The 26482-nt window shown below is 69.0% G+C and carries 24 protein-coding genes; 13 read left to right on the top strand and 11 right to left on the bottom strand.

The genetic code is table 11. The features are described from left to right. The first annotated feature begins 123 nt into the window (after positions 1-123). On the top strand, positions 124-1818 hold the full coding sequence (locus ABID41_RS06015; protein WP_354297296.1) for a class I adenylate-forming enzyme family protein: 1695 nt from the start codon (positions 124-126) through the stop codon (positions 1816-1818). Then, the gene (locus ABID41_RS06020) at positions 1818-3986 is read left to right on the top strand and encodes a beta-glucosidase (protein WP_331932596.1); all 2169 of its coding nucleotides are present in this window, start codon (positions 1818-1820) and stop codon (positions 3984-3986) included. The genes ABID41_RS06015 and ABID41_RS06020 overlap by 1 nt, the downstream gene beginning before the upstream one ends. Positions 3987-4226: 240 nt before the next feature. Here ABID41_RS06020 and ABID41_RS06025 read toward each other — a convergent pair whose 3' ends face one another. Beyond that, entirely contained in the window at positions 4227-5222 is a 996-nt protein-coding gene (locus ABID41_RS06025) for an aldo/keto reductase (protein WP_331932597.1), read from the bottom strand. Between the two features lie 93 nt (positions 5223-5315). Here ABID41_RS06025 and ABID41_RS06030 point away from each other — a divergent pair, with 93 nt between their 5' ends. Then, entirely contained in the window at positions 5316-6218 is a 903-nt protein-coding gene (locus ABID41_RS06030; RefSeq protein WP_354297297.1) for a LysR family transcriptional regulator, read from the top strand. A gap of 32 nt (positions 6219-6250) precedes the next feature. Here ABID41_RS06030 and ABID41_RS06035 read toward each other — a convergent pair whose 3' ends face one another. The 3 genes from ABID41_RS06035 to ABID41_RS06045 form a co-directional block, all read right to left on the bottom strand. Next, positions 6251-7597 (bottom strand): amidohydrolase family protein, encoded by a 1347-nt coding sequence (locus tag ABID41_RS06035; protein ID WP_354297298.1) that lies wholly within the window; start codon positions 7595-7597, stop codon positions 6251-6253. Continuing rightward, positions 7597-9021 carry an amidohydrolase gene (locus tag ABID41_RS06040; protein WP_331932385.1) on the bottom strand — a complete coding sequence of 475 codons (1425 nt, stop codon included), beginning with the start codon at positions 9019-9021 and terminating at the stop codon, positions 7597-7599. Before ABID41_RS06040 ends, ABID41_RS06035 begins: the two co-directional genes overlap by 1 nt. A 241-nt stretch (positions 9022-9262) precedes the next feature. Continuing rightward, a complete protein-coding gene (locus tag ABID41_RS06045) occupies positions 9263-9751 on the bottom strand; it encodes a DUF3617 domain-containing protein (RefSeq protein WP_354297299.1) in 489 nt (162 codons plus the stop codon). Between the two features lie 113 nt (positions 9752-9864). Between ABID41_RS06045 and ABID41_RS06050 the strand changes: the two genes are divergently transcribed. The 8 genes from ABID41_RS06050 (at position 9865) to ABID41_RS06085 (ending at position 16929) form a co-directional block, all read left to right on the top strand. Beyond that, positions 9865-10341: a PaaI family thioesterase gene (locus ABID41_RS06050; RefSeq protein WP_331932614.1), complete on the top strand. Its 477-nt coding sequence runs from the start codon at positions 9865-9867 to the stop codon at positions 10339-10341. 3 nt (positions 10342-10344) lie between these two features. Next, positions 10345-11403, top strand: coding sequence for an alpha/beta fold hydrolase (locus tag ABID41_RS06055; RefSeq protein WP_331932613.1), 1059 nt, complete (start codon positions 10345-10347; stop codon positions 11401-11403). A gap of 79 nt (positions 11404-11482) precedes the next feature. Continuing rightward, on the top strand, positions 11483-11716 hold the full coding sequence (locus ABID41_RS06060) for an aa3-type cytochrome c oxidase subunit IV (RefSeq protein ID WP_331932612.1): 234 nt from the start codon (positions 11483-11485) through the stop codon (positions 11714-11716). Between the two features lie 209 nt (positions 11717-11925). Further along, a complete protein-coding gene (locus tag ABID41_RS06065) occupies positions 11926-13059 on the top strand; it encodes a Re/Si-specific NAD(P)(+) transhydrogenase subunit alpha (RefSeq protein ID WP_331932611.1) in 1134 nt (377 codons plus the stop codon). Positions 13060-13253: 194 nt separating this feature from the next. Beyond that, entirely contained in the window at positions 13254-13571 is a 318-nt protein-coding gene (locus ABID41_RS06070) for a proton-translocating transhydrogenase family protein (RefSeq protein ID WP_331932610.1), read from the top strand. Between the two features lie 15 nt (positions 13572-13586). Beyond that, on the top strand, positions 13587-15008 hold the full coding sequence (locus ABID41_RS06075) for an NAD(P)(+) transhydrogenase (Re/Si-specific) subunit beta (RefSeq protein WP_331932609.1): 1422 nt from the start codon (positions 13587-13589) through the stop codon (positions 15006-15008). Positions 15009-15152: 144 nt separating this feature from the next. Beyond that, entirely contained in the window at positions 15153-15986 is an 834-nt protein-coding gene (locus ABID41_RS06080) for a M23 family metallopeptidase (protein ID WP_331932608.1), read from the top strand. 52 nt (positions 15987-16038) lie between these two features. Then, positions 16039-16929 carry a dihydrodipicolinate synthase family protein gene (locus tag ABID41_RS06085; protein WP_354297300.1) on the top strand — a complete coding sequence of 297 codons (891 nt, stop codon included), beginning with the start codon at positions 16039-16041 and terminating at the stop codon, positions 16927-16929. On the opposite strand, the gene ABID41_RS06090 is transcribed toward ABID41_RS06085, so the two are convergent. After that, positions 16926-17327 (bottom strand): hypothetical protein, encoded by a 402-nt coding sequence (locus ABID41_RS06090; RefSeq protein WP_331931497.1) that lies wholly within the window; start codon positions 17325-17327, stop codon positions 16926-16928. The genes ABID41_RS06085 and ABID41_RS06090 overlap by 4 nt on opposite strands. A gap of 71 nt (positions 17328-17398) precedes the next feature. Between ABID41_RS06090 and ABID41_RS06095 the strand changes: the two genes are divergently transcribed. After that, the gene (locus ABID41_RS06095; RefSeq protein ID WP_331931498.1) at positions 17399-18274 is read left to right on the top strand and encodes an alpha/beta fold hydrolase; all 876 of its coding nucleotides are present in this window, start codon (positions 17399-17401) and stop codon (positions 18272-18274) included. A 26-nt stretch (positions 18275-18300) separates the two neighbouring features. Here ABID41_RS06095 and ABID41_RS06100 read toward each other — a convergent pair whose 3' ends face one another. The 4 genes from ABID41_RS06100 to ABID41_RS06115 form a co-directional block, all read right to left on the bottom strand. Next, on the bottom strand, positions 18301-19254 hold the full coding sequence (locus ABID41_RS06100; protein WP_331931499.1) for a DUF5996 family protein: 954 nt from the start codon (positions 19252-19254) through the stop codon (positions 18301-18303). A 13-nt stretch (positions 19255-19267) separates the two neighbouring features. Then, complete coding sequence (locus ABID41_RS06105; protein ID WP_354297301.1) at positions 19268-21058, bottom strand: M3 family oligoendopeptidase; 1791 nt, start codon at positions 21056-21058, stop codon at positions 19268-19270. A 58-nt stretch (positions 21059-21116) separates the two neighbouring features. Next, on the bottom strand, positions 21117-23213 hold the full coding sequence (locus ABID41_RS06110; RefSeq protein WP_331931501.1) for a PQQ-dependent dehydrogenase, methanol/ethanol family: 2097 nt from the start codon (positions 23211-23213) through the stop codon (positions 21117-21119). Positions 23214-23293: 80 nt separating this feature from the next. Beyond that, positions 23294-23938 carry a metal-dependent hydrolase gene (locus ABID41_RS06115; protein WP_331931502.1) on the bottom strand — a complete coding sequence of 215 codons (645 nt, stop codon included), beginning with the start codon at positions 23936-23938 and terminating at the stop codon, positions 23294-23296. Positions 23939-24164: 226 nt separating this feature from the next. Here ABID41_RS06115 and ABID41_RS06120 point away from each other — a divergent pair, with 226 nt between their 5' ends. Next, entirely contained in the window at positions 24165-25652 is a 1488-nt protein-coding gene (locus tag ABID41_RS06120) for a sigma-54-dependent transcriptional regulator (RefSeq protein ID WP_331931503.1), read from the top strand. Between the two features lie 183 nt (positions 25653-25835). Here the strand turns inward: ABID41_RS06120 and ABID41_RS06125 are convergent, their stop codons facing one another. Continuing rightward, positions 25836-26138: a hypothetical protein gene (locus ABID41_RS06125; RefSeq protein WP_331931504.1), complete on the bottom strand. Its 303-nt coding sequence runs from the start codon at positions 26136-26138 to the stop codon at positions 25836-25838. Next, entirely contained in the window at positions 26135-26401 is a 267-nt protein-coding gene (gene gapR, locus ABID41_RS06130) for a nucleoid-associated protein GapR (RefSeq protein ID WP_331931505.1), read from the bottom strand. The genes ABID41_RS06125 and gapR overlap by 4 nt, the downstream gene beginning before the upstream one ends. Positions 26402-26482: the final 81 nt, after the last annotated feature.

Below are 26482 nucleotides of genomic sequence, written 5' to 3' on the forward strand. Positions count from 1 at the left end.
TGGAATCAAGCTTGGGCGAGGCTATCTCGGATCAAAGGCTCTTGCGTTCCGTAACGTCGGCCTTTGTCGTGTTGCTCAGCCGGCGACGAAGACCCCTCGCCGAACAACGACATTGGGGAGCCCATGCACTATCGCGAGCTGAAAGAGGCCTGGTCGGAACTGACGGCGCCCGGCGCGCCCTTCGAGGTCGTCGAGATCCCGGTGCGCGGAAACATGATCCGCATGTTCAAGAACGCGCCGCCGTCGGTGCGAGAACTTTGGCTTTCCACCGCCGCCTATGGCGACCGCGACTACCTGGTCTACGACCAGGATCGGCTGACCTATGCGCAGGCCCACGCGCAGGTGAACGCCATCGCCGCCTGGCTGTTCGAACAGGGCGTGAAGCCGGGCGACCGGGTGGCGATCGCCATGCGCAACTATCCCGAATGGCTGCTGATCTACTGGGCCTGCGTCTCCACCGGCGTCGCGGCGGTGGGCATGAACGCCTGGTGGGTGACCGACGAGATGGAGTACGCGCTGCAGGACTCCGCGCCCAAGGTCATCTTCGCCGACGCCGAGCGCCTGGCCCGCATCCTGGAGCGCCCGTCGATGACGGGAGGCGCCAAGGTGGTGGCCGTGCGGACCGAAGCGCCGACCGGTGTGATCCCCTATGCCGAGGTGATCGCCGGCGGCGGCGCCATGCCGGAGGTGAGCGTCGATCCGGACGCCGACGCCTGCATCTTCTACACCTCGGGCACGACCGGGGTTCCGAAGGGGGCGCAGCTCACCCATCGCGGCTGCATCGCCAACCTGCTGAACATGGGCTTCTCGGCCCAGGTGCAGGGACTGGCCGTGGCCAAGGCGACGGGGGTGGCTCCGAACCCGGCCGCCGCGCCGATCCCGGCAGGCCTGCTGACCACGCCGCTGTTCCACGTGACCGCCAACAACTGCGGAGCCTACGCCACCACGGCGGCGGGCGGCAAACTCGTCCTGATGTACCGCTGGGACGCCGGCGAGGCCCTGAGGCTGATCAAGCGGGAGAAGATCACCGCCATGAGCGGCGTGCCGACCATGGCCCGCGAGCTGATCAACCACCCCGACTTCGAAACCACCGACACCTCCAGCCTGATGACCCTCGGCGGAGGGGGCGCGCAATTGCCGCCGGACCTAGTCGGCAAGATCGACGGCCAGGTGAAGACCGCCCGGCCGAACACCGGATACGGCATGACCGAGACCAGCGGGATCATCACCGCAGTCTCGGCCGACTTCTTCGTGGACAAGCCAGAGAGCTGCGGCCCGGCCATGCCGAGCTTCGAGGTCAAGTGCGTCGACGACGACGGCGAGACCGTGCCGCCCGGCCAGGTCGGCGAGCTGTGGGTCAAGGGCGCGCCGGTCATCAAGGGCTATATCAACCGGCCCGAGGCGACGGCCGAATCCATCACCGACGGCTGGCTGCACACCGGCGACGTCGCCCGGATCGACGAGGACGGCTTCATCTTCATCGTCGACCGCAAGAAGGACATGGTCCTGCGCGGCGGCGAGAACGTCTATTGCGCCGAGGTCGAGGCGGCGATCTTTCGACATCCGTCGGTGGCCGAGGCCACGGTGTTCGGGGCGCCCGACGAGCGGCTGGGCGAAGAGGTCGGGGCGGCCGTGGTGCTGCGACCGGGCATGGAGCTGACCGCCGATGAGCTGCGCGACCACCTTGGCGGCTTGCTCGCCCGGCACAAGATCCCCCGGTACATCTGGTTCCTGAACGATCCGCTGCCGCGAAACGCCAGCGGCAAGTTCCTCAAGCGCCAGCTTCGGGAGACGCTGAAGCCGGAAGCGGCGGCCTGATGCAGCCTTGGATGGACAAGGCGCTGTCGGCGGACGAGCGGGCCAGGCTGCTGGTCGAGGCGCTGACCCTCGACGAGATGATCTCGCTGGTCCACGGGCCGATGCCGGCGATGCTGGACACCCCGCCGGGCGATGCGGCCATGGGCGCGGGCTACATTCCTGGCGTGCCGCGGGTGGGCATACCGCCCCTGAACGAGACCGACGCGAGCCTGGGGATCGCCAACCCCCGGAAGGTCCGGCCGGGAGACGGCGCGACGGGGTTGCCCTCCGGCCTGGCGCTGGCCTCCACATGGGATCCCGAACTCGCCTATCGGGCCGGGGCGATGGTCGGGTCCGAGGCGCGGGACAAGGGCTTCAACGTACTGCTGGGCGGCGGGGTCAACCTGACCCGAGAGCCGCGCTGCGGCCGCAATTTCGAGTACCTGGGCGAGGACCCGCTGCTGGCCGGGGTGCTGGCCGGCGAGGCGATCGCCGGGGCGCAATCGAACGACATCGTCTGCACGATCAAGCACTTCGCCCTGAACGACCAGGAGACCTGCCGGCACGTGGTCAACGCCGAGATCGACGAGGGAGCCCTGCGGGAGAGCGATCTGCTGGCTTTCCAGATCGCTATCGAGAGGGGCGATCCAGGCTCGGTCATGTGCGCCTACAACCGGGTGAACGGCGAGTGGGCGGGCGAGAACGACTTCCTGCTGAACCAGGTGCTCAAGCGCGACTGGGACTACCGCGGCTGGGTAATGAGCGACTGGGGCGCGGTGCATTCCACGGTCAAGGCGGCGCTGGCCGGCCTGGACCAGGAGAGCGGCGAGCAGCTCGACCGCGAGGTCTATTTCGGCGCAGCTCTGAAGGCCGCGGTTGAGCAGGGCGAAGTCCCGTTCGAGCGGTTGGCCGATATGGTCCACCGCATCCTGCGCAGCCTGATCGACAAGGGCGTGTTCGACCGCCCGGCCGAGCGGCGAGAGATCGACTACAAGGCCAATGGCGCCATCGCCCAGGCCGCGGCTGAGGCCGGGATCGTGATGCTGAAGAACGACGGCGCGCTGCCGATCGGAGAAGGCGTTCGAAAGATCGCGGTGATCGGCGCCCATGCGGACGTCGGGGTGTTGTCCGGCGGCGGGTCCTCGCAGGTGATCCCGGTCGGCGGAGCGGGGCTGGAACTCAAGGTGTCGATGGGGCCTTCCTCGGCCTTTTCGCAAGTCACCTACCATCCATCGGCGCCGCTGGCGGCCATTCAGGAGCGGGCGCAGAACCTGCAGGTGAGCTATAATCCGGGTACGGATCATAAGTCCGCCGCCGCGGCGGCGGCCGAGGCCGATCTCGCCATCGTCTTCGCCGACCAGTGGGCGACGGAGGCCGAGGACCTGCCAACGCTTTCGCTGCCGAACGGCCAGGACGAGCTGATCACGGCGGTGGCGGCGGTCAATCGCAAGATCGTCGTGGTGCTGGAGACCGGGACGCCGGTGCTCATGCCCTGGCTGGATCAGGTCTCCGCCGTGCTGCAGGCCTGGTATCCCGGCACGCGCGGCGGCGAGGCGATCGGGCGCATCCTGTTCGGCGTGACGAACCCCTCGGGTCGGCTGCCGATCAGCTTCCCGCGAGATGTGAGTGACCTGGTGCGGCCGGAGATCCCCAGCATGATCTTCGGCCCGCCGGTGGAGGGAAAGACCTTGCCGACCAGCTTCGAAGGCGTGCAGCAGCACAAGGGGCGGTTCTCGGTTCCGCATCCGGAGGGGGCGGACGTGGGCTATCGCTGGTTCGCCAAGACCGGGCGCAAGACGCTGTTCCCGTTCGGTTTCGGGCTTTCCTACACGAGCTTCTCGCATGGGCGGCCGACGGCGGAAGGCGGCGACGGCTTGAGCGTCAGCTTCGAGGTGACCAACACCGGCGCAGCGGCCGGGATCGACACGCCGCAGGTCTACGCGTTCGTCACCGGCGCGCACGGCCAGGAGAGCCAGCGGCTTGTCGGCTGGACGCGAGTGGCGTTGGCGCCGGGCGAGACCAGGACCGTAAGCGTGACCGCCGACCCGCGGCTGCTGGCCAGTTACGACGCCGCCCTGCCCGGCTGGCGCGTGGACGAGGGCGAGATCGCCGTGGCGGTCGGGGCTTCGGCCGAGGCGCTGGGGCCGCGAGTGAAGGTGAGGTTGAAGGGGACGACGCTGAGGCCGTAGCTCCTTTCCTCCCCTGCGGAGCGGGGGAGGCGGACCGGCGCAGCCGGTGGAGGGGGCAAGCCCCGAGCTCCGTGCGCGCCGCTCGCCCCCTCCACCACCCTATGGACGGTCCCCCTCCCCCATGAATGGGGGAGAAAATCGCATATGCGCCTTGACGCCGAGGCTGAAACCGCCTGGCGGCGGCTCCGTCTCGTCGCTTTGCGCCGAACCACCTCACCCAGCCGGGGAGGATCTAAGAGATCAGCGGCGTTCGCTGTCGAGCATGGCCATCTGCTCGGGATTGTAACGCTCGCCGGCCGCGGCGCCCTTGGGGACGATCGTTTCGAGTTCGGCCAGGTCGGCGGGCGTCAGGGTGAGGTCCAGGGCGCCGAGCGCCTCGGTCAGCCGGTCGGGGCGGCGGGCGCCGATCAGCGGAACGATGTCCTGCCCCTGGGCGGCGACCCAGGCGATGGCCAGTTGGGCCGGGGTCGCGCCGCGCGCGGCGGCGAAGGCCTTGAGCTTCTCGACGAGGCCCAGATTGTGCTCCAGGGCCTGACCCTGGAAGCGCGGGCTGTGGAGGCGGAAGTCGGTGGCCGCATCCTTGCCGCCCGACCAATGGCCGCTGATCAGGCCGCGGGAGAGCACGCCGTAGGCGGTGATCCCGATCCCCAGCTCGCGGCAGGTCTGCAAGACGCCATCTTCGATGCCCCGCGAGATCAGGGAGTATTCGATCTGCAGGTCGCTGATCGGATGGACAGCGGCGGCGCGCCGCAGGGTCTCCGAGCCGACCTCGGATAGGCCGATGTGCCGGACGTAGCCTGCCTGCACCATCTCGGCGATGGCGCCGACCGTGTCCTCGATGGGGACGTTGGGGTCCAGGCGAGCCGGGCGGTAGATGTCGACATAGTCCGTGCCGAGGCGCTTGAGGCTGTAGGCCAGGGCGGTCTTCACGGCGACCGGCCGAGCGTCGAAGCCGAGCCAAGCGCCGTCGGGGCCGCGCTGGGCGCCGAACTTGACGCTGACGATCGCCTGGTCGCGCGGGACCTGGCGCAGGGCCTCGCCCACCAGCAGCTCGTTGTGGCCCATGCCGTAGAAGTCGCCGGTGTCGAGGAGAGTGATCCCGGCCTCGCGGGCGACGGCGAAGGTCGCCTGGGCGGCCTCGCGGTCAGCGGGGCCATAGAGGTCGGACATGCCCATGCAGCCAAGGCCGAGGGCGGAAGAAACGGGGCCGGTGCGGCCAAGCTGGCGAGTGATCATGGCGGGTGCTCCTTCTGTTGACGCCAATCTAGGGCTGGCCCATTCATTGGATAATCCGCCCATTCACCCACAGGCCGTCCGGAAATCCGCACAATGCGAAATCTGAACCTGGCCGATCTGGAAGCCTTTGCCGCCGTCGCCCAGGAACGCAGCTTCCGCCGCGCCGCGCGTCTGCGCGGCGTGTCGGCCTCCACCCTGAGCCAGGCGGTCCGCGACCTGGAGGGCCAGCTTGGCGCGCGCCTGCTGAACCGCACGACCCGCAGCGTGCTGCCGACGGAGGCCGGGCAGAGGTTGCTGGAACGCCTGCTGCCGGCGCTGGGCGAGATCGGCGCGGCGGTGGAGGGCGTGCATGCCACGGGCGACGAGCCGGCGGGCCTGCTGCGCATCAATGCGCCGCTGCCGGCGATCGACCTGGTGCTGGCCCCGTTGGTGGCGCGCTTCCTCGAGCGCCATCCGCGCGTGCGGCTGGAGATCGTCAGCGAGTCCAGCCGCATCGACATCGTCGCCGGAGGGTTCGATGCGGGCGTCCGCTGGGAGGAGCATCTGGAGCAAGACATGATCGCCGTCCCCTTCGGGGGGACGCAGACCTATGCGCTGGTGGCCGCGCCGCAACTGATCGCGACCCACGGACGACCGCAGCACCCGCGCGACCTGGCCGGCGCGCCCGCGATCCGCCAGCGGTTCAGCAGCGGGATCATGTTCCCATGGGAGTTCGAGAAAGCCGGCGAGATCGTTCGGATCGACCCTCCGCCGCGCCTTGTCTCCACCGACATCGCGCTGCAACGGCGGGCGGCGCTGGACGGCGTTGGGTTCTGGGCGGCTTTCGACGGCTATGTGCGCGAGGACATCGCGGAGGGGCGGCTGGTGAGCCTGCTGGAGGACTGGCTGCCGAGCTTCCCCGGCCCGTCCCTCTACTATCCCAGCCGCCGCCATACGCCTGCGCCGCTGCGGGCGTTCATCGACTTCATCCAGGCCGAGCGGCAGCGGCAGAGCTGAGCGCCGGCGAGGCCGACGCCCAGGCGGAGCGACTAGCGCGGATAGGCGACCGGATAGGGCCCGGAGAGGTCCTTGTAGCGGTCGCGCAGCTCGATCTGGCGCGAGGTCAGGGGCTGGGCCTGGCCGCGGATCAGGACCGCGGTCGGCTGGGAGAGCGGTTCGAAGGGATCGCCGGTCCAGACCACGAGGTCGGCGTCCTTGCCCGGCTCCAGCGACCCGACCTGGTCGGCGACGCCGAAGATCCTGGCGGGGTTGATGGTCACCGCGGCCAGGGCCGCCTGGTAGGGCATGCCGTTGGCCACGGCGTTGCCGGCGTTGTAGCGCAGCTCGCGGATGCGGTGGGCGCCGCCGGTCCCTTCGAGCGCCACGGTCACCCCGGCGGCGGCGAGCTTGCCGGCGTTCTCCATGGTCGCGCCCAGGACCTGGAAGGTCTCGGGCCGGTCGCTGAGCGGGTCGAGGATGACCGGGACGCCGGCGGCGGCGATCTCCTGGGCGACCATCCAGCCTTCCTCGGCGCCGGAAAGGATCAGCTTCACCTTTTCCTCGCGGGCCAGCTTCAGGACCGCGCGGATGTCGGAGGCCTTGTGGACCCGGGCGATGATCGGCATGCGGCCCTCGACCACCGGGATCAGGGCGTCGAGGTCGGCCTTGGAGAGAGCCAGGTCGCGGACCCCGGCGCGCTCATAGGCGGCCTTGTTGCGCATGTAGTCGCGCACGTCGCGGAAGGCGGCCTTCAGCGCCACGATCTGGGCCCCGCGCGCGCCGCCGGCGACGCTGGCCCCGCCATCGCCGAAGGGCACGACCATGCCGACCTTGGGCTTGACCAGCGGGTCGGGCCCCTCGCCCAGGTGGATGACGGCGGCCTGGCCGGCGAACAGGGCCGCGGCTTCGGTCCCGCCGGTTCCGCCGGCCGTGAACACCTCCTCGCCGTCGTCGGCATGGAAGCTGGCCCCGCCGCCGCCGGCCGAGATCGGAGTGACGATGGCGCGGGTGATGCCGCCCATGCGGGCCACCGGGATCAGGGTGGAGGCTGGATCAAGGCCGTACTGGACATCGAACGCCGCGCCGATGTCGGGATTTACCACGGTGAGGTCGTTGCCGACGGCATGGACCTCGACCGCGCCGAGCAAGGCGTTGGGCGCGACGAAGCCGGGGGTGACCACTCCACCCTTGGCGTCGATCACCTGGGCGCCGGCTGGAGCTGCGCCCGCGCCCACCGAGACGATCTTCCCGTCGCGAACGACGACAGTTCCCTGGGCGATCTCGCCCGCCGGTCCGGCGGTGAGGATGCGGGCATTGGTGATCGCCACGGTCTGGGCGAAGGCCGGAGCGGCGATGGCGGCGGCGAGCGCCGCGAGACTGACTGCAAGCTTGCGCATCAGCGATACGCTCCCTGGCCGAGTTCGAAGTCCGACTTGGGCTGGTAGCGCGGGTCGCGGCGGTCGTAGGCGATGCCGCCGTCCAAATAGACCCGCTCGGCCTGGGCGTAGATCGAGAAAGGGTTCTTGTCCCAGACGACCACGTCGGCGCGCTTGCCGACCTCGAGGCTGCCGGTCTCCTTCTGCACGCCGATGGCCTTGGCGGGGTTGAGGGTGATCCACTTGATGGCGTCCGCCTCGGAGATGTCGAGACCGCCGGCGCGGCCGGCCGCGAGGGCCTCGGCCGCCTCCTGGTTCAGGCGCTGGATGACGTCGGGGTCGTCGGACTTGATGATCGCGCAGCCGCCGGCGGCGTGGATCAGCGGGGCGTTGGCCTCGACCGCGTCCCAGGCCTCCAGCTTGTTGCCCCACCAGTTGGCCCAGGTGGCGACGCAGATGTCCTCCTTGGCCAGGATGTCGGCGATCTTGTAGGCCTCCAGCGCGTGGTGGAAGGCGGTGATCTTGTAGCCGAACTCGTGGGAGATCCCGATCATCTGGGCCATCTCGTCGGCCCGGTAGCAGTGGTTCTCGACCAGGATCTCGCCATCGAGGACGGCGGCCAGGGTCTCGAGCTGCAGGTCGCGCTTGGGGGGATCGGCCTTTTCGCCCTTGTCCTGCTTGTCGCGATATACGTCCCACTTGCGGGCGTAGTCGGCGGCGTTGATCCAGGCGGAGCGATAGCCGGCGACGTTGCCCATGCGGGTGGAGGGCGCGCGGTTGCGGCTGCCGTAGACGCGCTTGGGGTTCTCGCCGCAGGCCATCTTCAGGCCGTAGGGCGCGCCGGGGAACTTCATGTCCTGGACGGTGCGGGCCGGGATGTTGCGCAGGGTCACCGAACGGCCGCCGATCAGGTTGCCGGAGCCGGGCAGCACCATGATGGTGGTCACGCCGCCGGCGCGGGCGCGGTTGAAGCCGGGGTCCTGCGGCCAGACCGAATGCTCGGCCCAGACGCCGGCGGTGTTGGGATCGGTGAGCTCGTTGCCGTCCGAATGGGCGTCGACCGAGGGCGAGGGATAGACGCCCAGGTGCGAGTGGGCGTCGATGAGGCCGGGGGTGACGAACTTGCCCTTGGCGTCGACGAGGTCATAGGCGGCCGGGGGAACGACGGCGGCGCCGACCGCCTCGATACGGCCGTCGCGAATCAGCACGGTCCCGTTCTCGATCCGCTCTCCGGTCCCGGTGAAGATGGTGGCGCCGACCAGGGCGGTCGGGCGGCTGGGCAGCGACCGGTAGGTCGAGGCGAAGGCCTCGGCGTTGCGGGACGAATCGAGCCCCTTAGGCAGGGCCTTGCCGCCTTGAGCGCTGTGCGAAGGCGCGGCGGCGGTGGCGCAGCCGCTCAAGGCTGCCGCCGCTGCGACGGCGAGCGCCGTCTCTAGCAATCTCATAAGTGGTCCCCCGGCGCCTGATCCCGATAAACGATAGGACGGAAACCGCATCGGCGGGAAGGGGGGACGGATTTTGTCGTCTTCGTCCGCGGCGCCCGCCTCCAGCTCGTCATCCTAGGCCTTGCGCCTAGGATCCCTTGGGCCGCTGGCATTGAGGCGGACGCGTTGGCGCTCGGTCTCGACGGCAGCAGGAGCCGAAAGAGAGGTCCTAGGCACAAGGCCTAGGATGACGACGAGGTGGTCAGCAATCTCCCAGCCGCTCGGCGGTGACGCGGATGGTGGTTTCCTTCATGGCCGGGGTCGGGGCCGGGTCCATGACGGTGCGGCTTTCCATCACGTAGCGGGTGTTGAAGTCGCCGGTGAAGCGGCTGTCGATGGTGGCCTTCATGCCGCCCGGATAGCTGCAGGCGGCGTGGGCGACGAAGTCGGCGCCTTCGCGGCGGAAGGTCTGTTCGGAGCAGGTGACGTCGGACTGCTGTTGGGCGGTCTGCATCTCCTTGAAGCTGGTCTTGGCGAGGCAGGTCTCGACCACCAGCGGCTGGGGCGCGGCGGCCAGCTCGGTGGTCATGCGCCACTTGCCGGGCTTGGGACCTTCGATGTCGGCCGCGGCGGTGGTCGCGGGCGCCGCCGGAGCCCGGGCCGTCTCGGCGGCGGGGGCGGCGGCGTCTTCCTTCTTCGAACAGGCGGCGGCCAGCAGGGCGGCCAAGGCCAGGCTCACGACGATGCGCATGCAAATTCTCCCTGAACAGCTATGCGCCGCCACCTTAACGGGTGGTCCCGCCGATAGGGAACTGGCGATCCGCGCTTGCCATTCTTCAAACGCCCGTTCATCTGCATGACGCCATGTCCGATGACCTCACAGAAGTTCAGGCCGCCGTCATTCCCGACGGCTTCGTTATCAATCTCTGGCAGCGGGGGTTCGGCCGTACGGTCGGGCCGTTCTACTCCAAGCGCGATCCCGTCACCCAGGACGAGGTGATGGCCTTCCGCGTCGAGGAGCACCACGCCAACGGCATGAACAACTGCCATGGCGGCATGCTGATGAGCTTCGCCGACATGGCCTGGGGGCGGGTGGTCTCCAACAAGCGCGAGGTCGGCTGGGTCACGGTCCGGCTGATGACCGACTTCCTGTCCGGCGCCCACATGGGCGACTGGGTCGAGGGGACCAGCGAGATCATCGGCGAGCAGGACGACCTGTTCACCGTGCGCGGGCGCATCTGGTGCGGTGACCGCACGCTGCTGACCGGCACCGCCGTCTACAAGGGCATTCGCTCGATGTCGCGCAAGCCGGGCTATCGGGAAGCGCGGGGGGGCGCTTAGGACATGGCTATGGATCCCGCGATCAAGGAAGGCGCGCCGGTCGGCTATTACGACGACGACCGCCCGGTCCACACCGCGCCCGGCGAACTGCCGCCGGAGGTCCAGGCCCCGCTGCTGCCGTTCCGCGGCCGCGAGCCCGACGCCCCGCAATGGTTCCTGGACGCCATCGCCGAGGAGCCGGAGCGCAGCCTCGTGGACTCCATGGGCAGCAAGCTCGAGCTGCTGACCTGGGGCGAGGTGGGCAAGCCCGGCCTGCTGCTGGTGCACGGCAATTCGGCCCACGCCGACTGGTGGAGCTTCATTGCGCCCTATCTGGCGGCGGACTTCCGCGTGGCCTCCATGTCGCTGGCCGGCATGGGCGCTTCGGAGTGGCGCCAGACCTACGCCTTCCAGGATTTCGCCGAGGACGCCGAGGCCTGCGCCCGGGCCGCGGGCCTCTATGAGGGCGGCAAGCCGATCTATGTGGGCCACTCGTTCGGCGGCTCGCAGGTGTTCTTCGCCGCGGCCGCGCACCCGGAGCGGATGCGCGCGGCGGTGCTGGTGGACGTCGGATTCGGCGGCCCGCCCCCGGACACCCCCGAGGGCAAGCGGATGGCCGAGGAGCAGCGCCAGCGGGTGCGCAACATTCCGACCGCCGATCGCGCCCAGCGGGTCTATCCGACCCTGGAAGCCGCACTGGCGCGCTTCCGGCTGATGCCGCCGCAGGTCGCGGGCAACCTGTTCATCGCCGACTTCATCGCCCGCCGCTCGCTGAAGCGCGCGCCCCTGGAGGACGGAGTGGGCGAGGGCTGGACCTGGCGGTTCGACCCGAACATGTGGAACAAGCTGGACCGCTCGGTGATGGAGGCCATGACCGCTGGCGGCAAGCCGAAGGTCGAGGTTCCGCTGGCGCACATCTATGGCGACCGCTCGGTGGTCATGACCCGCGGCGACGCGCACAGCCCGCTGCCGGCCGACACGCGGAAGATCGCCATTCCGGATTCGGCCCACCACGTGATGATCGACCAGCCGCTGGCGCTGGTGGCGGCCCTGCGCTCGCTGCTGAGCGTCTGGCCAGCCTGATCAAGACGAAAGCTTGAGGCGAGCCGGAGCTTCGTGTAGTCCGGCCATAACATCCTTCGAAGAGAGAGACGCCAGGACCATGGCTTCCGACTATCATCGCGGCGACATGGAAATCCAAGAGCAGGTCGCGACCTACCACCTGTTCGTGATGCTGGCGAAGTGGGGCTCGCTGGCCCTTGCCGCCCTGCTGGTCTTCCTGGTGCTGGTGTTCTGCACGCCGACCGGCTTCTTCGGCAGCCTGATCGTGGGCGCCGTGATCTCGGTGGCCGGCTGGTTCGTCCTGCGCGAACACGAGGGCGAAGCGGCCCACTAAGGGCCCCTCTTTCGGAAATCGGAGAAAGGGCGGGCGCCGTGAGGCCCCGCCCTTTTTCTTTCTGGCGGCCTGGACTCCCCCGCAGCGCCGCCAGGAACGCCGCCCATCAAACATTCGTTTGAATCGGGGTCGGCGTTCGCTGGACAACGATCGGCGGCGGCTCTTATGGTCAGCTCAAGGTTCGAATTCGAGTTGGGGGAAGCGGGCGTATGACGACCATCGCCGTCACCAAGGAACGGCGCTCGGGTGAGACGCGCGTCGCCGCCACGCCCGAGACGGTGAAGAAGCTGATCGGGGCCGGGTTCTCGGTGGTGGTCGAAGCCGCAGCCGGAACCTCCGCCGACTTCATCGACGCCGACTACCAGGCCGCCGGCGCGACCCTGGCGGCGAGCGCGGCCGAGGCGATCGGCAAGGCCGACATCCTCTTCAAGGTCCGTGCGCCCACCGACCAGGAGATCGCGGCCCTGAAGGCCGGCGCCATCGTGGTCGCCACCCTCAATCCTTACGTCGAGAAGGACGCCCTGAAGGCGCTGGCCGCCAAGGGCGCGACCGCCTTCGCCATGGAGTTCGTGCCGCGGATCACCCGGGCGCAGGTGATGGACGTGCTGTCCTCTCAGGCCAACCTTGCGGGCTATCGCGCCGTGATCGAGGCGGCCGAGGCCTATGGCAAGGCCATGCCGATGATGATGACCGCCGCCGGCACGGTGGCCGCGGCGAAGGTCTTCGTCATGGGCGTCGGCGTGGCCGGCCTGCAGGCGATCGCGACGGCCCGGCGGCTGGGGGCGGTGGTCACCGCCACCGACGTGCGTCCGGCGACCAAGGAGCAGGTGGAAAGCCTGGGCGCCAAGTTCCTGGCGGTCGAGGACGAGGAGTTCAAGAACGCCCAGACCGCCGGCGGCTACGCCAAGGAGATGAGCGCCGAGTACCAGGCCAAGCAGGCCGAACTGGTCTCCAGCCACATCGCCAAGCAGGACATCGTCATCACCACCGCCCTGATCCCCGGCCGGCCGGCGCCGCGGCTGGTGAGCGCGACCCAGGTCGCGTCCATGAGGCCGGGTTCGGTGCTGGTGGACCTGGCCATCGAGCAGGGCGGCAATGTCGAGGGGGGCCGGCTGAACGAGGTCGTGGAAACCCCCAACGGGGTGAAGATCCTGGGCAAGGCCAACCTGCCCGGCCGCATCGCCGCCGACGCCTCGGCGCTCTACGCCCGCAACCTCTTCGCGTTCGCGGGCCTGTTCCTCGACAAGGAAGGCAAGTTCGCGCCGGACTACGAGGACGAGATTCTCAAGGCCGCGCTGGTCACCAAGGGCGGGGCGGTCGTGCATCCGTCGCTGGGGGCGTGATGCCGACCGACGCAGCAAAACGAGCGTGTCATCCCGGTTTGCGCAGCAAGACCGGGACCCATATGCGCCTGAACGTGCAGGACGGCCCAGGACGCTTCCGCCGCCATCCGGTGTTCATGGGTCCCGGCCTTCGGCTTCGCCGAAACCGGGATGACACCTTCTGTGCAAAGCCCATACGAGAAAGCTGAAGAACCATGGAAGCCGTCGACCCTACAGTCTTCCGCCTGGCGATCTTCGTCCTGGCGATCTTCGTGGGCTACTACGTGGTCTGGAGCGTGACCCCGGCCCTGCACACGCCGCTGATGGCCGTCACCAACGCCATCTCCTCGGTGATCATCGTCGGCGCCCTGCTGGCCGCAGCGGCGAGCGGGACGGACGGGGAGCTGACCAAGAACGTGCTGATCTCCAAGGGCGCCGGCGCGGTCGCCGCGGCCTTCGCGGCGGTCAACATCTTCGGCGGGTTCCTCGTCACCCAGCGCATGCTGGCCATGTACAAGAAGAAGCAGAAGTAAGCGGGGTTCGGGGGAATGAACGCCAATCTCGCCGCCGTCGCCTATCTGGTTTCCGGCGTCCTCTTCATCCTGGCCCTGCGCGGCCTCTCCTCCCCGACCACCAGCCAGGCGGGCAACCGCAACGGCATGATCGGGATGGCCATCGCCGTGGGCACGGCGCTGCTGACCCTCTGGGGCCAGGGCAAGCTGGACGGCCTGACCCTGGCGCTGATCGGCGGAGGCGTGGCCATCGGCGGCGGCGTGGGCGCGGTGATCGCCCGCAAGGTCGCCATGACCTCGATGCCGCAACTGGTCGCCGCCTTCCACAGCCTGGTCGGCATGGCCGCCTGCCTGGTGGCGGTCGCCGCCATCCACACGCCGCAGGCCTATGGCATCGCAACCGCCGACGGGCACATCCACCTGAACTCGCTGATCGAGCTGTCGCTGGGCCTGGCTATCGGCGCCATCACCTTCACCGGCTCGGTGATCGCCTTCGCCAAGCTCAACGGCAACATGTCCGGCGCGCCGATACTGCTGCCTGCGCGGCACCTGCTGAACATCGTCATCGGCCTGGGCATCATCGCCCTGATCGTGGTGCTGGTGATGAGCGGCGGCCAGGCGCTGTGGGCCTTCTGGGCGATCTTCGCGCTGGCCCTGCTGATCGGCGTGACCCTGATCATCCCGATCGGCGGCGCGGACATGCCGGTCGTGGTCTCGATGCTCAACAGCTATTCGGGCTGGGCGGCGGCGGCCCTGGGCTTCACCCTGGAGAACGTCACCCTGATCATCACCGGGGCGCTGGTGGGCTCCTCCGGCGCGATCCTCTCCTACATCATGTGCAAGGGGATGAACCGGTCGTTCGTTTCGGTGATCCTGGGCGGCTTCGGCGCCGACGACAGCGCCGCGGCGGGCGGCGGCGGCAAGGTCGAGACCCGGCCGGTCAAGCAGGGCTCGGCCGACGATGCGGCCTTCATCATGAAGAACGCCAGCAAGGTGATCATCGTGCCGGGCTACGGCATGGCGGTCAGCCAGGCCCAGCACGCCCTGCGCGAAATGGCCGATACGCTGAAGGAGGAAGGCGTCGAGGTGAAGTACGCCATCCACCCGGTGGCCGGCCGGATGCCCGGGCACATGAACGTGCTGCTGGCCGAGGCCAACGTGCCCTATGACGAGGTGTTCGAGCTGGAGGACATCAACTCCGAGTTCTCGACGGCGGACGTGGCTTTCGTCATCGGCGCCAACGACGTCACCAACCCGGCGGCCAAGACCGATCCGCAAAGCCCGATCTTCGGCATGCCGATCCTGGACGTGGAAAAGGCGCGCACGGTGCTGTTCGTGAAGCGCGGCATGTCCTCGGGCTATGCCGGGGTCGAGAACGAGCTGTTCTTCCGCGACAACACCATGATGCTGTTCGGCGACGCCAAGAAGATGGTCGAGGGCATCCTCAAGGCGCTCTGAGGCCGCGGCCAAATCCCGAAATCAGCGAAGGGCGCGCGTTCATCTGCGCGCCCTTTTTTCGTCCCGAAGGCCGCCCATTAAGCTCGCCGCGGGTCGGGGGGCATCGTCGTAAGTTCGCTGGACGGGGTCGCTCAATTGATTCCGATGACTTTGGCCGCGCATGGCGGCATGCGCCATTTCTGGGCCGAGGGGCTGGTGGCCTTCGGGCTGACCCTGAGCCTCGCCGGCGCAGCCTACGGGACCGCCGTGATCTCGCCCAGGCTGGCCGACCACGCGGTTGCGCCGGCGCCCGTCGCCGCCCCTGCTCCGGCGGTCGCCGCACCACTCGAACCCGAACCTGCCTTCGACTTCGCCGAGCCCGTGCCCGGCCACGGCGTGAATTCCCCTTTCGGCCTGCGGCGAATGCCCTGGGAGAACCATGGGCGACTGCATGAGGGCGTCGACATCGCCGCCCCGTCGGGGGCCAGGGTGGTGGCGGTGGAAGATGGCATGATCACCCGCGCGGGGACCAGTTCGTCCTATGGCCGGTTCGTGGAGATCCGCCACGCCCACGGCCTCACCAGCCTCTATGCCCATCTCGGCCGCATCGATCCGGCGGCCCAGGCCGGAGCGCCCATCAAGGCCGGCGTAACCTTGGGCAGGATCGGATCGACCGGCGTCTCGACCGGCCCGCACCTGCACTTCGAGCTGCGCCGCGACGACAAGCCGCTCAACCCGACCGCCTTCATCGGCCGGGAGTTCGACACCCTGGCCGATCTGCCGCTGCGGGCGGCGAGCTATTATTCGCACAAGGTCCGCGTGGTCCATGGCTCGAAGATTCCCGCCAGCAAGACGCGGGCGATGGCGGCCAAGAAGGCGAACGACGGCGAGGTGAAGACGACCAAGGAAGGCCGCGTCATGGCGACCCTGCAGGTGGCCCGCTGCGACGAGGCCTGCGCCGCAGCGAAATCCGCGCCATCGGAAGTCGCCGCAAACTAGGCGCTCGGTGCTACAAGCTGAGCTTCCCTCGCCTCGCACACGGGAGCTCGCCTTGCTGTTCCACGGACTGTCGGCCTTTCCCATCACCCCCGCCGACGCGCAGGGGCGCGTGCTGGAAGGCGACCTGGCGCGCCTCGTCGGCCGCCTTGGCGGGGCCGGCGTGGACTCGGTCGGCCTGCTCGGCAGCACCGGCTCCTACATGTACCTCCCGCGCCAGGAACGTCGGCGGGCGGTGGAGGTCGCGGCGCAGGCCCTGGCCGGAGCGGCGCCGCTGATGGTCGGGGTCGCGGCGATGCGCACCGACGAGGCGATCGCCCTGGCGCAGGACGCCGCGGCGGCCGGGGCCGACGCCCTGCTGCTGGCGCCGGTGTCCTACACGCCGCTGGGCGAGAAGGAGGTCCATGAGCACTTCGTCGAGGTGGCCTCGGCGACCGACCTGCCGCTCTGCATCTACAACAACCCGACCACGACCCATTTCACCTTCAGCGACGTCTTGATCGCCAGGCTGGCGGCCCATCCGAAGATCGTGGCGGTGAAGAACCCGTCTGCGCCGGTCGCCGAGAACCCGGAGCGGCACGCCGCGCTCGCCGCCTTGCTGCCGGGCGGCTTCGCCCTTGGCTACAGCGGCGACTGGAACGCCGCCCGGGCGGTGCTGGCCGGCGGGGTCGGCTGGTACAGCGTGATCGCCGGGCTGCTGCCGGAGCCGGCGCTGAAGCTGATGCGGGCGGCGCAAGCCGGCGACGTCTCGGAGGTCGACCGGATCAATGCGGCGTTCGGGCCGCTCTGGGGCCTGTTCCGCGAACTGACCGGCTACCGGATCGTCTATGCCGTTGCCAACGCCATGGGGCTGACCGACGCCCAACCGCCGCGGCCGATTCTGCCTCTGGCCGCGGCCGACCAGCAGCGCGTGATGATGGCGACCCGGAAGCTCGCCGAGGTCTAGAGCCGCCGGCGGCCGAAGGCGCGCTCGGCCAGCACCCCGGCCGCCAGGATGGCGGCCACGGCCGCGACCATCATCCAGACCGGGTGGACGATGGTCGTCATGTTGAAGATCGACAGGGCCAGGACCAGCAGGGTCACGATACGGCCCGCCCAGGCGCGGCGCCCGGCGATCAGGTTGGCGCTGGAGGCGCCGGCCACCGTGCCGAACAGCCAGGCCAGCAGGATCGCAATCTTGGCCTGGAACGGGATGACCGACATGACGGTGGCCATCTGGGCCGGGTCGGTCAAATTCACGCCAGCCGGCGGCGGGAAGATCGTGTGACCGACCCCCTCGACCGCGAAGATGACGATCATGCCGACGATCAAGCCCACGATCACGCCAAGGATCAACCGCACCATCCGCCCAAAGAACTCCTGCCTCGACCGGGGCGCAACCTCGTCTAGATTGGCTCGATGCTCAAGGTTCTGAGATGACGACGGCCGGATTTCATCCGTCCCGGGGTCGGCTGGTGGACATCGGGGGACGCCGCCTGCGCGCGGTGGCGGCCGGTCCGGCCTCGAGCGCGCCGCTGATCCTGCTGGAGGCGGGCTCCTTCGGCTGCGCGGCCGATTGGGCGATCGTGCAGGAGAAGCTGGCGGCCAAGGGGCTGCGGAGCCTGGCCTATGACCGGGCCGGGTTGGGCTATTCCGATCCTGGGCCCTCGCCGCGCGACGGCCGCGCGATCGCGGCCGACCTCGAAGCTTTGCTGGCGGCACTGGGGGAGACCGGCCCGTTGGTGGCGGCGGGTCACTCGATGGCCGGGCTGATGCTGCGGGTGTTCGCGCCGCGCCACCGCGAGCAGATGCTCGGGCTGGTGCTGGTGGACGCCGTGACGCCGGAGATGATGGACGTCCGCGGGCCGGCGCTGGGATTCCACGCCTATCGCAGCGCCATGAAGCTGGTGGGGCCCTTATCCGGGGCCGGCTTCATGCGGCCGGTCTCCCTGGTGATCGGCGACCTGATCGGGCTGGAGGGCGAGGCGCGGAAGGAGAAGCGCCGGGTCTACGGCTCGGCCGTCCACGCGCGGTGGTCGGCCGACGAGGTGCAGAACTGGATGCGCACTGTCCGGCAGGCGCGCGAGCCGTTCGATCCCGACCTGCCGGTCGCGGTGGTCACGGCCGGCGATGGCGCCAAGGCCGTGCGGATGAAAGCGCTGCAGGTCGCGCCGGCCCAGGCCTCGAGGCTCGGCTATGTGGAGCATGCGCCGGGCGCCAACCATGCCAGCCTGCTGGGCAAGAGCTTCGCCGATCCGATCGTGCGGGGCGTCGAGCACGTGCTGGCCAGCGCCCTGAGCAAGGCGGCCTAGAGCCCGCTGGAAAGGGCTCTACTTTCTTAGCGTTGGAGCGCGCGGGGTTCTCCCGGCCGGCCGAAATCGCATTCGAGCTCGGCGCGCGGCCAATGACCCGCATCGGCCGCCGCCGCATAGGTCGAGGAGAGGAACGCCATCAGCGCCGCGGCGGGATCAGGCGCCGAGCGCACCGCCTCGTAGGACAGGACGAACTCGCCCAGCCCCTCATGGAAGAACGCGGCCGGCGGCTCGACGAGGCGGCCGCGGAAGCCCTCCGGTTCCGGATAGGCGTAGGAATAGAAGGCCGGATAGTCGATCGCGCCGCCCCCGGGCCAGAAGCCGGCGCTGGAGACCTCGTGCGAATAGGCCTCGCGGGCCACGGCGTCCGGCAGGTTCGGGATCCCGCCGGGATGCAGCGGGGCGGGACGGCCGGAAAAGCGGGTGACCGCCAGATCGAAGCTGCCCCAGAAGAGATGGACGGGACTGATCTTACCGAGGAAGCCGGTGCGGAACGACTCGAACACCTGGGCGATCTGGATGAGGGCGCGCCAGAGATGGAAGGCGGCGTCGGGATCGTAGGGCCGGTCCGCCACATCGGATCGGAAGAGGATGGCGCCCTCGATCTCGTTGGGCCGGCCGTCGATCCGGACCGGCAGGCCGGCGTCCGCCAGCAGGCCGCTCACGCCGTCATAGAAGCCGGCGATGGTCTGGCCGCCGAGGGGGATGGTCCCCGCAAAGCCGTTGCTGGCCCGGCAGCGCAGGACCTGGTCGATGAAGTCGAACTCCAGATCGAAGACGTCGCGACCATGCGGCACCGACGAGGTGGTGAACCCGCGCGGGGAGACATAGAGCGCCACCTGCCAGCCGTGGTTGATCCAAGGCGCGCAGGCGGTGCGCGCCTTGCCGACCACCTGGGTCATCAGGTGCAGGGTCTCGAAGGTCCCGTGGTCCTTCGCGTAGTCGAGCCGTGGCCAAAGATCCGAGACAGCGCTGGCCATGGCTCTCTCCTCCTCACACCAGGTCGTCGAACTCGTCGACGAGGCGTTCCAGTTGCGACATGCCGGCCGCCCAGAAGGCCTTTTCCCGCGGGTTGAGGCCGAAAGGCTTGAGCGCCTCGACATAGGTGCGGGTTCCACCAGCGGCGAGCAGATCCTCGTAGAGCGGCGCGAAGGCGACTGGATCCTCGCGGCGCGTCTCCATCAGGCCGCGCACCAGGAGGTCTCCGAAGGCGTAGGCGTAGACATAGAACGGCGCGTGTACGAAGTGGCTGACATAGGCCCAGTAGTGCTCGTAGCCGGGGTTCAGCTTCACCGCCGGGCCGAGGCTTTCAGCCATCACGTCCAGCCAGAGGGCGCTGATGTCCTCGGGCGCCAGCTCCCCTTGCTGCCGGGCGGCATGGAAGCGGGTCTCGAAGCGGTGGAAGGCGATCTGGCGCACGACGGTGTTGAGGCCGTCCTCGATCTTGCCGGCCAGCAGGCCCAGGCGCTCCTGCTTGGAGGCTCCGGCCAGTAGGCGTTCGAACACCAGGCCCTCGCCGAAGATCGAGGCGGTCTCGGCCAGGGTCAGGGGCGTGTCCGCCAGCAGAGTGCCGAGCGGCGAGCACAGGGTCTGATGCACGGCGTGGCCGAGTTCGTGGGCCAGGGTCAGGACATCCCGGCGCTCGCCCATATAGTTCATGAACACATAGGGATGCCGGTTGGCGGTGACCGGGTGCGAATAGGCGCCCGACTGCTTGCCGGCGCGCGGGCGCGCGTCGATCCAGGGGTGGGTGAAGAAGGTCTTGGCGGTCTCGGCGAACTTGGGCGCCAGGTCCGAGAAGCTTTCCAGCACCATGCCCTTGGCCTCGTCCCAGCCGTAGGTGCGCGGCTGGGCGGTGTCGAGCGGGGCGTTGCGGTCCCAGTAGTCGAGGGTCTTGCGGCCCATGACCTTGGCCTTCAGGGCGTAGTAGCGGTGGCTGACCGAGGGATAGGCCTCGACCACCGCGGCCTCCAGCGCCTCGACGGCGTCGGCGTCCACCTCGTTGGCGATGTGACGGGAGGCGGCCGGGTCGGGATATTTGCGCCAGCGGTCCTCGACCTGCTTCTCGAAGGCCAGGGTGTTCATCGAATGGGCGAGGATCGGGGTGCGTTCCTCCAGCGCCTTGGCCAGGCCCTGGGCGGCCTGCTTGCGGCGCGCGGCGTCGGGGTCGGAGAGCCGGTTCAGGGCTTCGGGCAGGGTCAGGCTCTCACGGCCGACCTTGGCGACCAGGCGGGCCAGGGTCTCGTCGAACAGGCGGGTCCAGTTGGCCACGGCCGGGCCGCGGTCGATGAGCATGCGCTCCAGGTCCGGGCTCAGTTCGTGCGGCCGCGACAGGCGCACGCGACGAATCCAGGGACGCCAGCGGGCGGCGGGCGGATGGGCCTTGAAGGCCTGCTCGATCTCGCTGTCCTCGAGCTGGTTGAGCTCCAGGGTGAAGAACAGGCTCTCGGCGGCGACCTGGGAGGCCCGGGCGCGCAGGTCGGCCTCGAACTTGGCCCAGGCTGCGTCGTCCCGGGCGACGGAGGCGGCGAGCGCGGCATAGGCGCCGACGCCCCAGAGGCCGTTGGTGGCGGTCTCGTAGAGATTGATCCCATGGTCTAGGACCTCGCCCAGATGCTGCGGGTCGCCGCGCAGGGCGATGAACCGGCCCTTCAGCTTGACCAGTTCGTCATTGGCGGCCTTGGCGGCGGCCAGATCGGTCTCGATCTTCGGGTCCTCGCGACCTGCATAGAGGTCGGCGAGGTTCCATTCGGGCAGGGCGTCGAGTTTGGCGGGAGCGTTCATGGAGCCAGAGATAGACCTTCGCGTGCGGGGTCGCCAGCGCGCTCCCCTCTTCGTCATCCTAGATCGCGGGGGCGCCTCCCCTGGCTTCGGAGAGAACATAGGCGCGCAGGTCCTCGGCGCCCTTGGGGTCGATGAAGCGGCTGAAGCTGGCCATGCCACGGTCGGCCAGGGCGCCGTCGATCAGGACCGACTTCCAGCTGTCGGCCGACAGCAGCATCTGCGAGCGGCGCAGGTCGGGCAGATAGGTTCCGGTGGCGTTGGGGCCGTGGCAGACTTGGCAGTTCTGGTGGAAGAGCGCGAAGCCGTGCCTGGCGTCGCCCGTGGAAGTCACGCCGCTCAGGTCGATATCGACGCGCTCGGGATGTTGATAGGCGGGGGCGACAGCCGTGCCGCCCAGCTTGAAGACCATCAGCCTGCCCGGCAGGCGCGGGCGGTCAGGCAGCATCATCGGCGCCGAGAGCGCGCCGGCCCCGCCATAGCCGACCATCTGGGCGACGTACTGCTCGCCGTCCAACTCATAGGTCATGGGGGCGGCGATGACGCCGTTGTCGGTCTTGTAGGACCAGAGCTTCTTGCCGTTGGCCGCGTCGTAGGCGGCGAACTGGCCCTCGGCCGCGCCCTGGAAGATCAGCCCGCCGCCGGTCGAGAGCACGCCCGCGTTCCAGAAATAGGGGTGCTGGATGGTGAAGCGGGCCTTCTGGGCCACCGGGTCCCAGGCGATCAGTTCGCCCTTCACCATGGCCTTGACGGCGGCGAGCTGGGCCTTGTCGCTGGGCAGGGCGTTGGCGAGGAAGTCCGTGCCGACGTTCCAGGCGCCGGGGCGATAGGTGTAGCCCTTGTCCGGGGTGTAGGCGAAGGGCACGACCTGGGCCGGGATGTAGACGAGGCCCTCCTTCGGATTGAAGGCCATGGGGTGCCAGTTGTGCGCGCCGAAGGGGGCCGGGATCTGCACGGAGGCGGCGTTTTCGTAGCGCACGCCGGGGTTTTCCATCGGTCGGCCGGTCTTTGGATCGACGCCCGAGGCCCAGGTGATCGGCACGTAGGGCTTGGCCGAGATCAGCTCGCCGGTGGCGCGGTCGAGGACGTAGAAGAAGCCGTTCTTGGGCGCCTGCATCAGCACCTTTCGCGCCGATCCGCCCACATTCATGTCAGCCAGGATGATGTGCTGGGTGGCGGTGTAGTCCCAGCTTTCGCCAGGGGTGGTCTGGTAGTGCCAGACGTACTCGCCGGTCTCGGGCTTCAGCGCCAGGATCGAGGACAGGAAGAGGTTGTCGCCCTTGCCTTCCGAGCGCTTCACATGGTTCCAGGGCGTGCCGTTGCCGACCCCGACATAGAGGATGTCGAGCTCGGGGTCGTAGGCCATGGCGTCCCAGACGGTGCCGCCGCCGCCGGTCGCCTTCCAGCCGTCGCCGAACCAGGTGGCCGCAGCCTTTTCCTTCATGACCTTGTCGGAAGCGGCGTTGTCGGGCCGGCCGTCGGGATTGGGCGTGGTGTAGAAGCGCCAGGCCAGCTTGCCGTCGGCCGCGTCATAGGCCGAGAGATAGCCGCGGACGCCGTACTCGCCGCCGCCGTTGCCGATCAGGACCTTGTCCTTGATGACCCGCGGCGCGCCGGTGATCGTATAGGGTCGCGAGGTGTCGGTGGTCTGGACCGACCAGGCTGGCGTTCCCGTCGCCGCATCGAGGGCGATCAGCCGGCCGTCGAGGGTTCCCACATAGACCCGCCCCTTCCAGACGGCGACGCCGCGGTTGACCACGTCACAGCAGGCGTCGAAGCCCTTCTTGCCCTCGACCTTCGGATCGAACGACCACTTCAGCGCGCCGGTCCTCGCGTCGAAGGCGTAGACCTTCGACCAGGCGGTGGTTGTGTAGAGCACGCCGTCGACCACCACGGGGGTCGCTTCCTGCCCGCGGTCGGTGTCGAACTCGTACATCCAGGCCAGGCCCAGCTTGCCGACGTTGGAGACGTTGATCTTGTCGAGCGGGCTGTGGCGCTGCTCGTCATAGGTCCGGCCGTAGGAGAGCCATTCGCCGTCGGTGGCCGCGGCGATGATGCGGGCGCCGTCGACATCGGCGCTCCCTTTGAGTCCGTCCTGGCCGCAGGCCGCAAGGACCATGGTCGCAGCGAGCGCCGCCGCCTGCCTCAAGCTCTTCACCGATGCGCCTCCCATTGGCCCGCTGAGCGGGGCCATTGGGTGGAACTATGCGCGGTTGGCGCGGGCCGGCAAGCGTGCCGTCAGGTCAGCTTGCGGGGACGGTCGAGCGCCCAGGCCGCAAGGGCGAGGACCAGATAGGCGGCCAGCGCCGAGACGGCGAAACCGGCGGGCTCCCCCTCCCCCGGCATCAGCATGGAGACGACCTGCACGGCTACCAGCAGGCCGGTGAAGACCAGCACCGGCGAGAGGGATCGCCCGTCACGCCCGCGCGTCCACGCCCAGGCCGAGGCGGCGAGGCCCAAGAGCCCGATCTCGACCGCCTGCTCCGGGACCGGGTAGTTCCAGAGGCCCAGCCCGACCTTGGGCCCGCCCGGCCAGAGCGCCAGGTCGGGGCGATGGACGACCAGATCCAGCAGCCAGTGGGAGAAGACCGTCAGGGCGATGGCGATACTCGCGCCCCAGGGGAATTTAGCCGCTCTAGCAAGAACGAGGCCAGTCAACGCCCACAGGACCGCGGCCGGCAGGCTGTGTGTAAAGGGCATGTGATAGAGGTCGAGGGTGCTGCCGGGCAGGGTCGGATCGATGCGGACCTTTTCTACTCCAGCGATAACCAGGGCGCTCCAGCCGATGTCCACGGCCTGGGCCGCGATCACGTAGCTCCACAAGGGCGCGCGCGGGACGACCGCCTTGGCGGCGAGGGAAGCGGCGTAGTGTCCAACGAACATGACCGGTCCTTATCCTGGGTTGAGGGCCATGGTCGGACCGGGGCGCGGCGGCCGCAACCGCCAGGGCCGAACCCCCTGCCATGCGGTTTCGTATGGTGACGCTCGTTAACCCCTGACTCAGGAGTCCGAAACCCTGCCTTTACCCAGAGGCTGTATCAAACCGGATCAACGAGAGCCTCGTCGGCCGTTCGGCGAAGACGAGCCGCGTTCCAGGTGGGTGTTTGAAATGACCAAGACAGTTCTGGTGGTGGACGACGATCCGACGCAACGGCGGCTGATTCAGGCCGTGCTGGAGCGCGAGGGCTTCGCCGTCGCCCATGCCGAGAACGGCGACGCCGCCATCAAGCACCTGCAGTCGGGAGCGTCCGCCGACGTGATCCTGCTGGACCTGGTGATGCCCGGCATCAGCGGCCAGGACACCCTGAAGGAACTGCGCGCGCGCAATTTCGCCCAGCCGGTGATCATGCTGACCGCGACAGGGGGGATCGACACCGTGGTCCAGGCCATGCAGGCCGGCGCCAGCGATTTCTTCGTCAAGCCGGCGAGCCCGGAACGGATCATCGTCTCGATCCGCAACGCGCTTTCGATGGGCGCGCTGAAGGGCGAGGTGGACCGCCTGAAGAAGCACGCCAGCGGGCGCACCAGCTTCTCGGACATGGTGGGCAATTCGCCGGCCATGACCATGGTCAAGCGCATGGGCGAGCGGGCGGCCAAGTCCTCGATCCCGATCCTGGTGACCGGCGAGAGCGGCGTCGGCAAGGAAGTCATCGCCCGGGCGGTTCACGGCTCCTCCGAGCGGGCGGGCAAACCGTTCGTCGCGGTGAACTGCGGCGCCCTGCCCGAGAACCTGGTGGAATCCATCCTGTTCGGCCACGAGAAGGGCAGCTTCACCGGCGCGACGGACAAGCACCTGGGCAAGTTCCAGGAGGCCAACGGCGGCACCCTGTTCCTCGATGAGGTGGGCGAATTGCCGCTGGACATGCAGGTCAAGCTGCTGCGGGCGCTGCAGGAGAGCGAGATCGACCCGATCGGCTCCAAGCGTTCGGTGAAGGTGGACGTGCGCATCGTCTCGGCCACCAACCGCGACCTGGCCCAGGCGGTCAACGAAGGCCGCTTCCGCGAGGACCTGTTCTATCGCCTGAACGTCTTTCCGATCGAGGCCCCGGCCCTGCGCGACCGCCGCGAGGACGTGCCGGCCCTGGTCGACCACTTCATCCGCCGGTTCAACGTCGAGGAAGGCAAGAGCGTCGTCGGGGCCTCGGCCGAGACCCTGGCCCTGCTGACCGGCTACGACTGGCCCGGCAACGTCCGCCAACTGGAGAACGCGGTCTATCGCGCCATCGTGCTGGCCGACGCGCCCTATCTGCAGGCCTACGACTTCCCGGCCATTTCCGGCGTCGCGGCCCCGCCGCCCGAGGTCGAGTCGGTGGCCAGTCAGCGGCCCCAGACCCTGCCGACCGCCGAACAACTGGTCGCCGAGATGCCGCACGACCCGCCGGTGCGGATCCTGGACGCCCGAGGCCATCTGCGGACCCTCGAGGAGATCGAGCGCGACCTTATCGCCCTGGCGATCGAGATCTATGCCGGCCACATGAGCGAGGTCGCCCGGCGCCTGGGCATCGGCCGCTCGACCCTCTACCGCAAGGTCCGCGAGCAGGGCCTGGAAGACGTGGTGAAGGGCGCCGGCGGCGAGGGCGACACGGCGGCGGCCTGAGGGGCTCGTCCGCCACCGGTTCCGAGCTAGACGCGCCCCCGTTGGGGGAGCTGTCGGCAGAAGGTCCGACTCAATCCTTCTGCGATCGTCGTCCTCGGCCGCTTGAGCGTGTCGGGGATCCACATGCACCGGCGCGCATCTGGGCCCCGGCCGTGCTTCGCAAACCGGGGCGACACGTTGTGTCTAATCTTCCGAGTAAGACTTGGGACGCCGTTTGAAGGGCTTTTTCTCGCCCTTGGCCTTGGCGGCGATCTCCCTGAGCTTCACGGCCTGCAGGACCGAGAGCGCCTCGCCCGCACCGCCCTTTTCCGGGTCGCCGAAGGCGCGGCCGTAGGTCTTTACGCGGTCCTCGACCGAGCCGAGGAACTCGCCTTCCCAGTCGGACAGCTTCACCTCGGCGCGCTCCGCCTGGCGGCGGACGCGCTTCAGTGCGTTCAGCGCGGCCCGCTTGGCCTGCGCCTTTCGATCGGGCGGGGCCCGCTTCAAATCTCTCCGATCGCCGAGAGATAGAGGTCGAGGATGGCTTCTTCCTCAAGCCGCTTGGCGCGGTCCTGCTTGCGGATGCGGACCACCTTGCGCAGCACCTTGACGTCGAAGCCGTTGCCCTTGGCCTCGGCGAAGACTTCCTTGATCTGCTCGGCGATCTCCGACTTTTCCTGCTCCAGGCGTTCGATGCGCTCGATGATGCTCTTGAGCTGGCCCTGGGCGGCCTGGTTCAGGATGTCGCCGTGGGCGTTGTCGTCGGACATGGGTTACGCGTCTCGTAAGGCTCGAGTTTGTAGGGAGGCGGCGGAAACTAGCGGGACGGCCGCCCGCTGTCATCCGCCGCG

Origin of the sequence: Phenylobacterium koreense (assembly GCF_040545335.1) — a bacterium.
In the GTDB taxonomy this organism is placed as follows: Bacteria; Pseudomonadota; Alphaproteobacteria; order Caulobacterales; family Caulobacteraceae; genus Phenylobacterium; species Phenylobacterium koreense.

Excerpts from the sequence above, each read along its gene's own strand:
- ABID41_RS06015 (WP_354297296.1), top strand. The coding sequence starts at position 124 with ATGCACTATCGCGAGCTGAAAGAGGCCTGGTCGGAACTGACGGCGCCC.
- ABID41_RS06020 (WP_331932596.1), top strand. The coding sequence starts at position 1,818 with ATGCAGCCTTGGATGGACAAGGCGCTGTCGGCGGACGAGCGGGCCAGG.
- ABID41_RS06025 (WP_331932597.1), bottom strand. The coding sequence starts at position 5,222 with ATGATCACTCGCCAGCTTGGCCGCACCGGCCCCGTTTCTTCCGCCCTC.
- ABID41_RS06030 (WP_354297297.1), top strand. The coding sequence starts at position 5,316 with ATGCGAAATCTGAACCTGGCCGATCTGGAAGCCTTTGCCGCCGTCGCC.
- ABID41_RS06035 (WP_354297298.1), bottom strand. The coding sequence starts at position 7,597 with ATGCGCAAGCTTGCAGTCAGTCTCGCGGCGCTCGCCGCCGCCATCGCC.
- ABID41_RS06040 (WP_331932385.1), bottom strand. The coding sequence starts at position 9,021 with ATGAGATTGCTAGAGACGGCGCTCGCCGTCGCAGCGGCGGCAGCCTTG.
- ABID41_RS06045 (WP_354297299.1), bottom strand. The coding sequence starts at position 9,751 with ATGCGCATCGTCGTGAGCCTGGCCTTGGCCGCCCTGCTGGCCGCCGCC.
- ABID41_RS06050 (WP_331932614.1), top strand. The coding sequence starts at position 9,865 with ATGTCCGATGACCTCACAGAAGTTCAGGCCGCCGTCATTCCCGACGGC.
- ABID41_RS06055 (WP_331932613.1), top strand. The coding sequence starts at position 10,345 with ATGGCTATGGATCCCGCGATCAAGGAAGGCGCGCCGGTCGGCTATTAC.
- ABID41_RS06060 (WP_331932612.1), top strand. The coding sequence starts at position 11,483 with ATGGCTTCCGACTATCATCGCGGCGACATGGAAATCCAAGAGCAGGTC.
- ABID41_RS06065 (WP_331932611.1), top strand. The coding sequence starts at position 11,926 with ATGACGACCATCGCCGTCACCAAGGAACGGCGCTCGGGTGAGACGCGC.
- ABID41_RS06070 (WP_331932610.1), top strand. The coding sequence starts at position 13,254 with ATGGAAGCCGTCGACCCTACAGTCTTCCGCCTGGCGATCTTCGTCCTG.
- ABID41_RS06075 (WP_331932609.1), top strand. The coding sequence starts at position 13,587 with ATGAACGCCAATCTCGCCGCCGTCGCCTATCTGGTTTCCGGCGTCCTC.
- ABID41_RS06080 (WP_331932608.1), top strand. The coding sequence starts at position 15,153 with ATGACTTTGGCCGCGCATGGCGGCATGCGCCATTTCTGGGCCGAGGGG.
- ABID41_RS06090 (WP_331931497.1), bottom strand. The coding sequence starts at position 17,327 with ATGGTGCGGTTGATCCTTGGCGTGATCGTGGGCTTGATCGTCGGCATG.
- ABID41_RS06095 (WP_331931498.1), top strand. The coding sequence starts at position 17,399 with ATGACGACGGCCGGATTTCATCCGTCCCGGGGTCGGCTGGTGGACATC.
- ABID41_RS06100 (WP_331931499.1), bottom strand. The coding sequence starts at position 19,254 with ATGGCCAGCGCTGTCTCGGATCTTTGGCCACGGCTCGACTACGCGAAG.
- ABID41_RS06105 (WP_354297301.1), bottom strand. The coding sequence starts at position 21,058 with ATGAACGCTCCCGCCAAACTCGACGCCCTGCCCGAATGGAACCTCGCC.
- ABID41_RS06115 (WP_331931502.1), bottom strand. The coding sequence starts at position 23,938 with ATGTTCGTTGGACACTACGCCGCTTCCCTCGCCGCCAAGGCGGTCGTC.
- ABID41_RS06120 (WP_331931503.1), top strand. The coding sequence starts at position 24,165 with ATGACCAAGACAGTTCTGGTGGTGGACGACGATCCGACGCAACGGCGG.
- gapR (WP_331931505.1), bottom strand. The coding sequence starts at position 26,401 with ATGTCCGACGACAACGCCCACGGCGACATCCTGAACCAGGCCGCCCAG.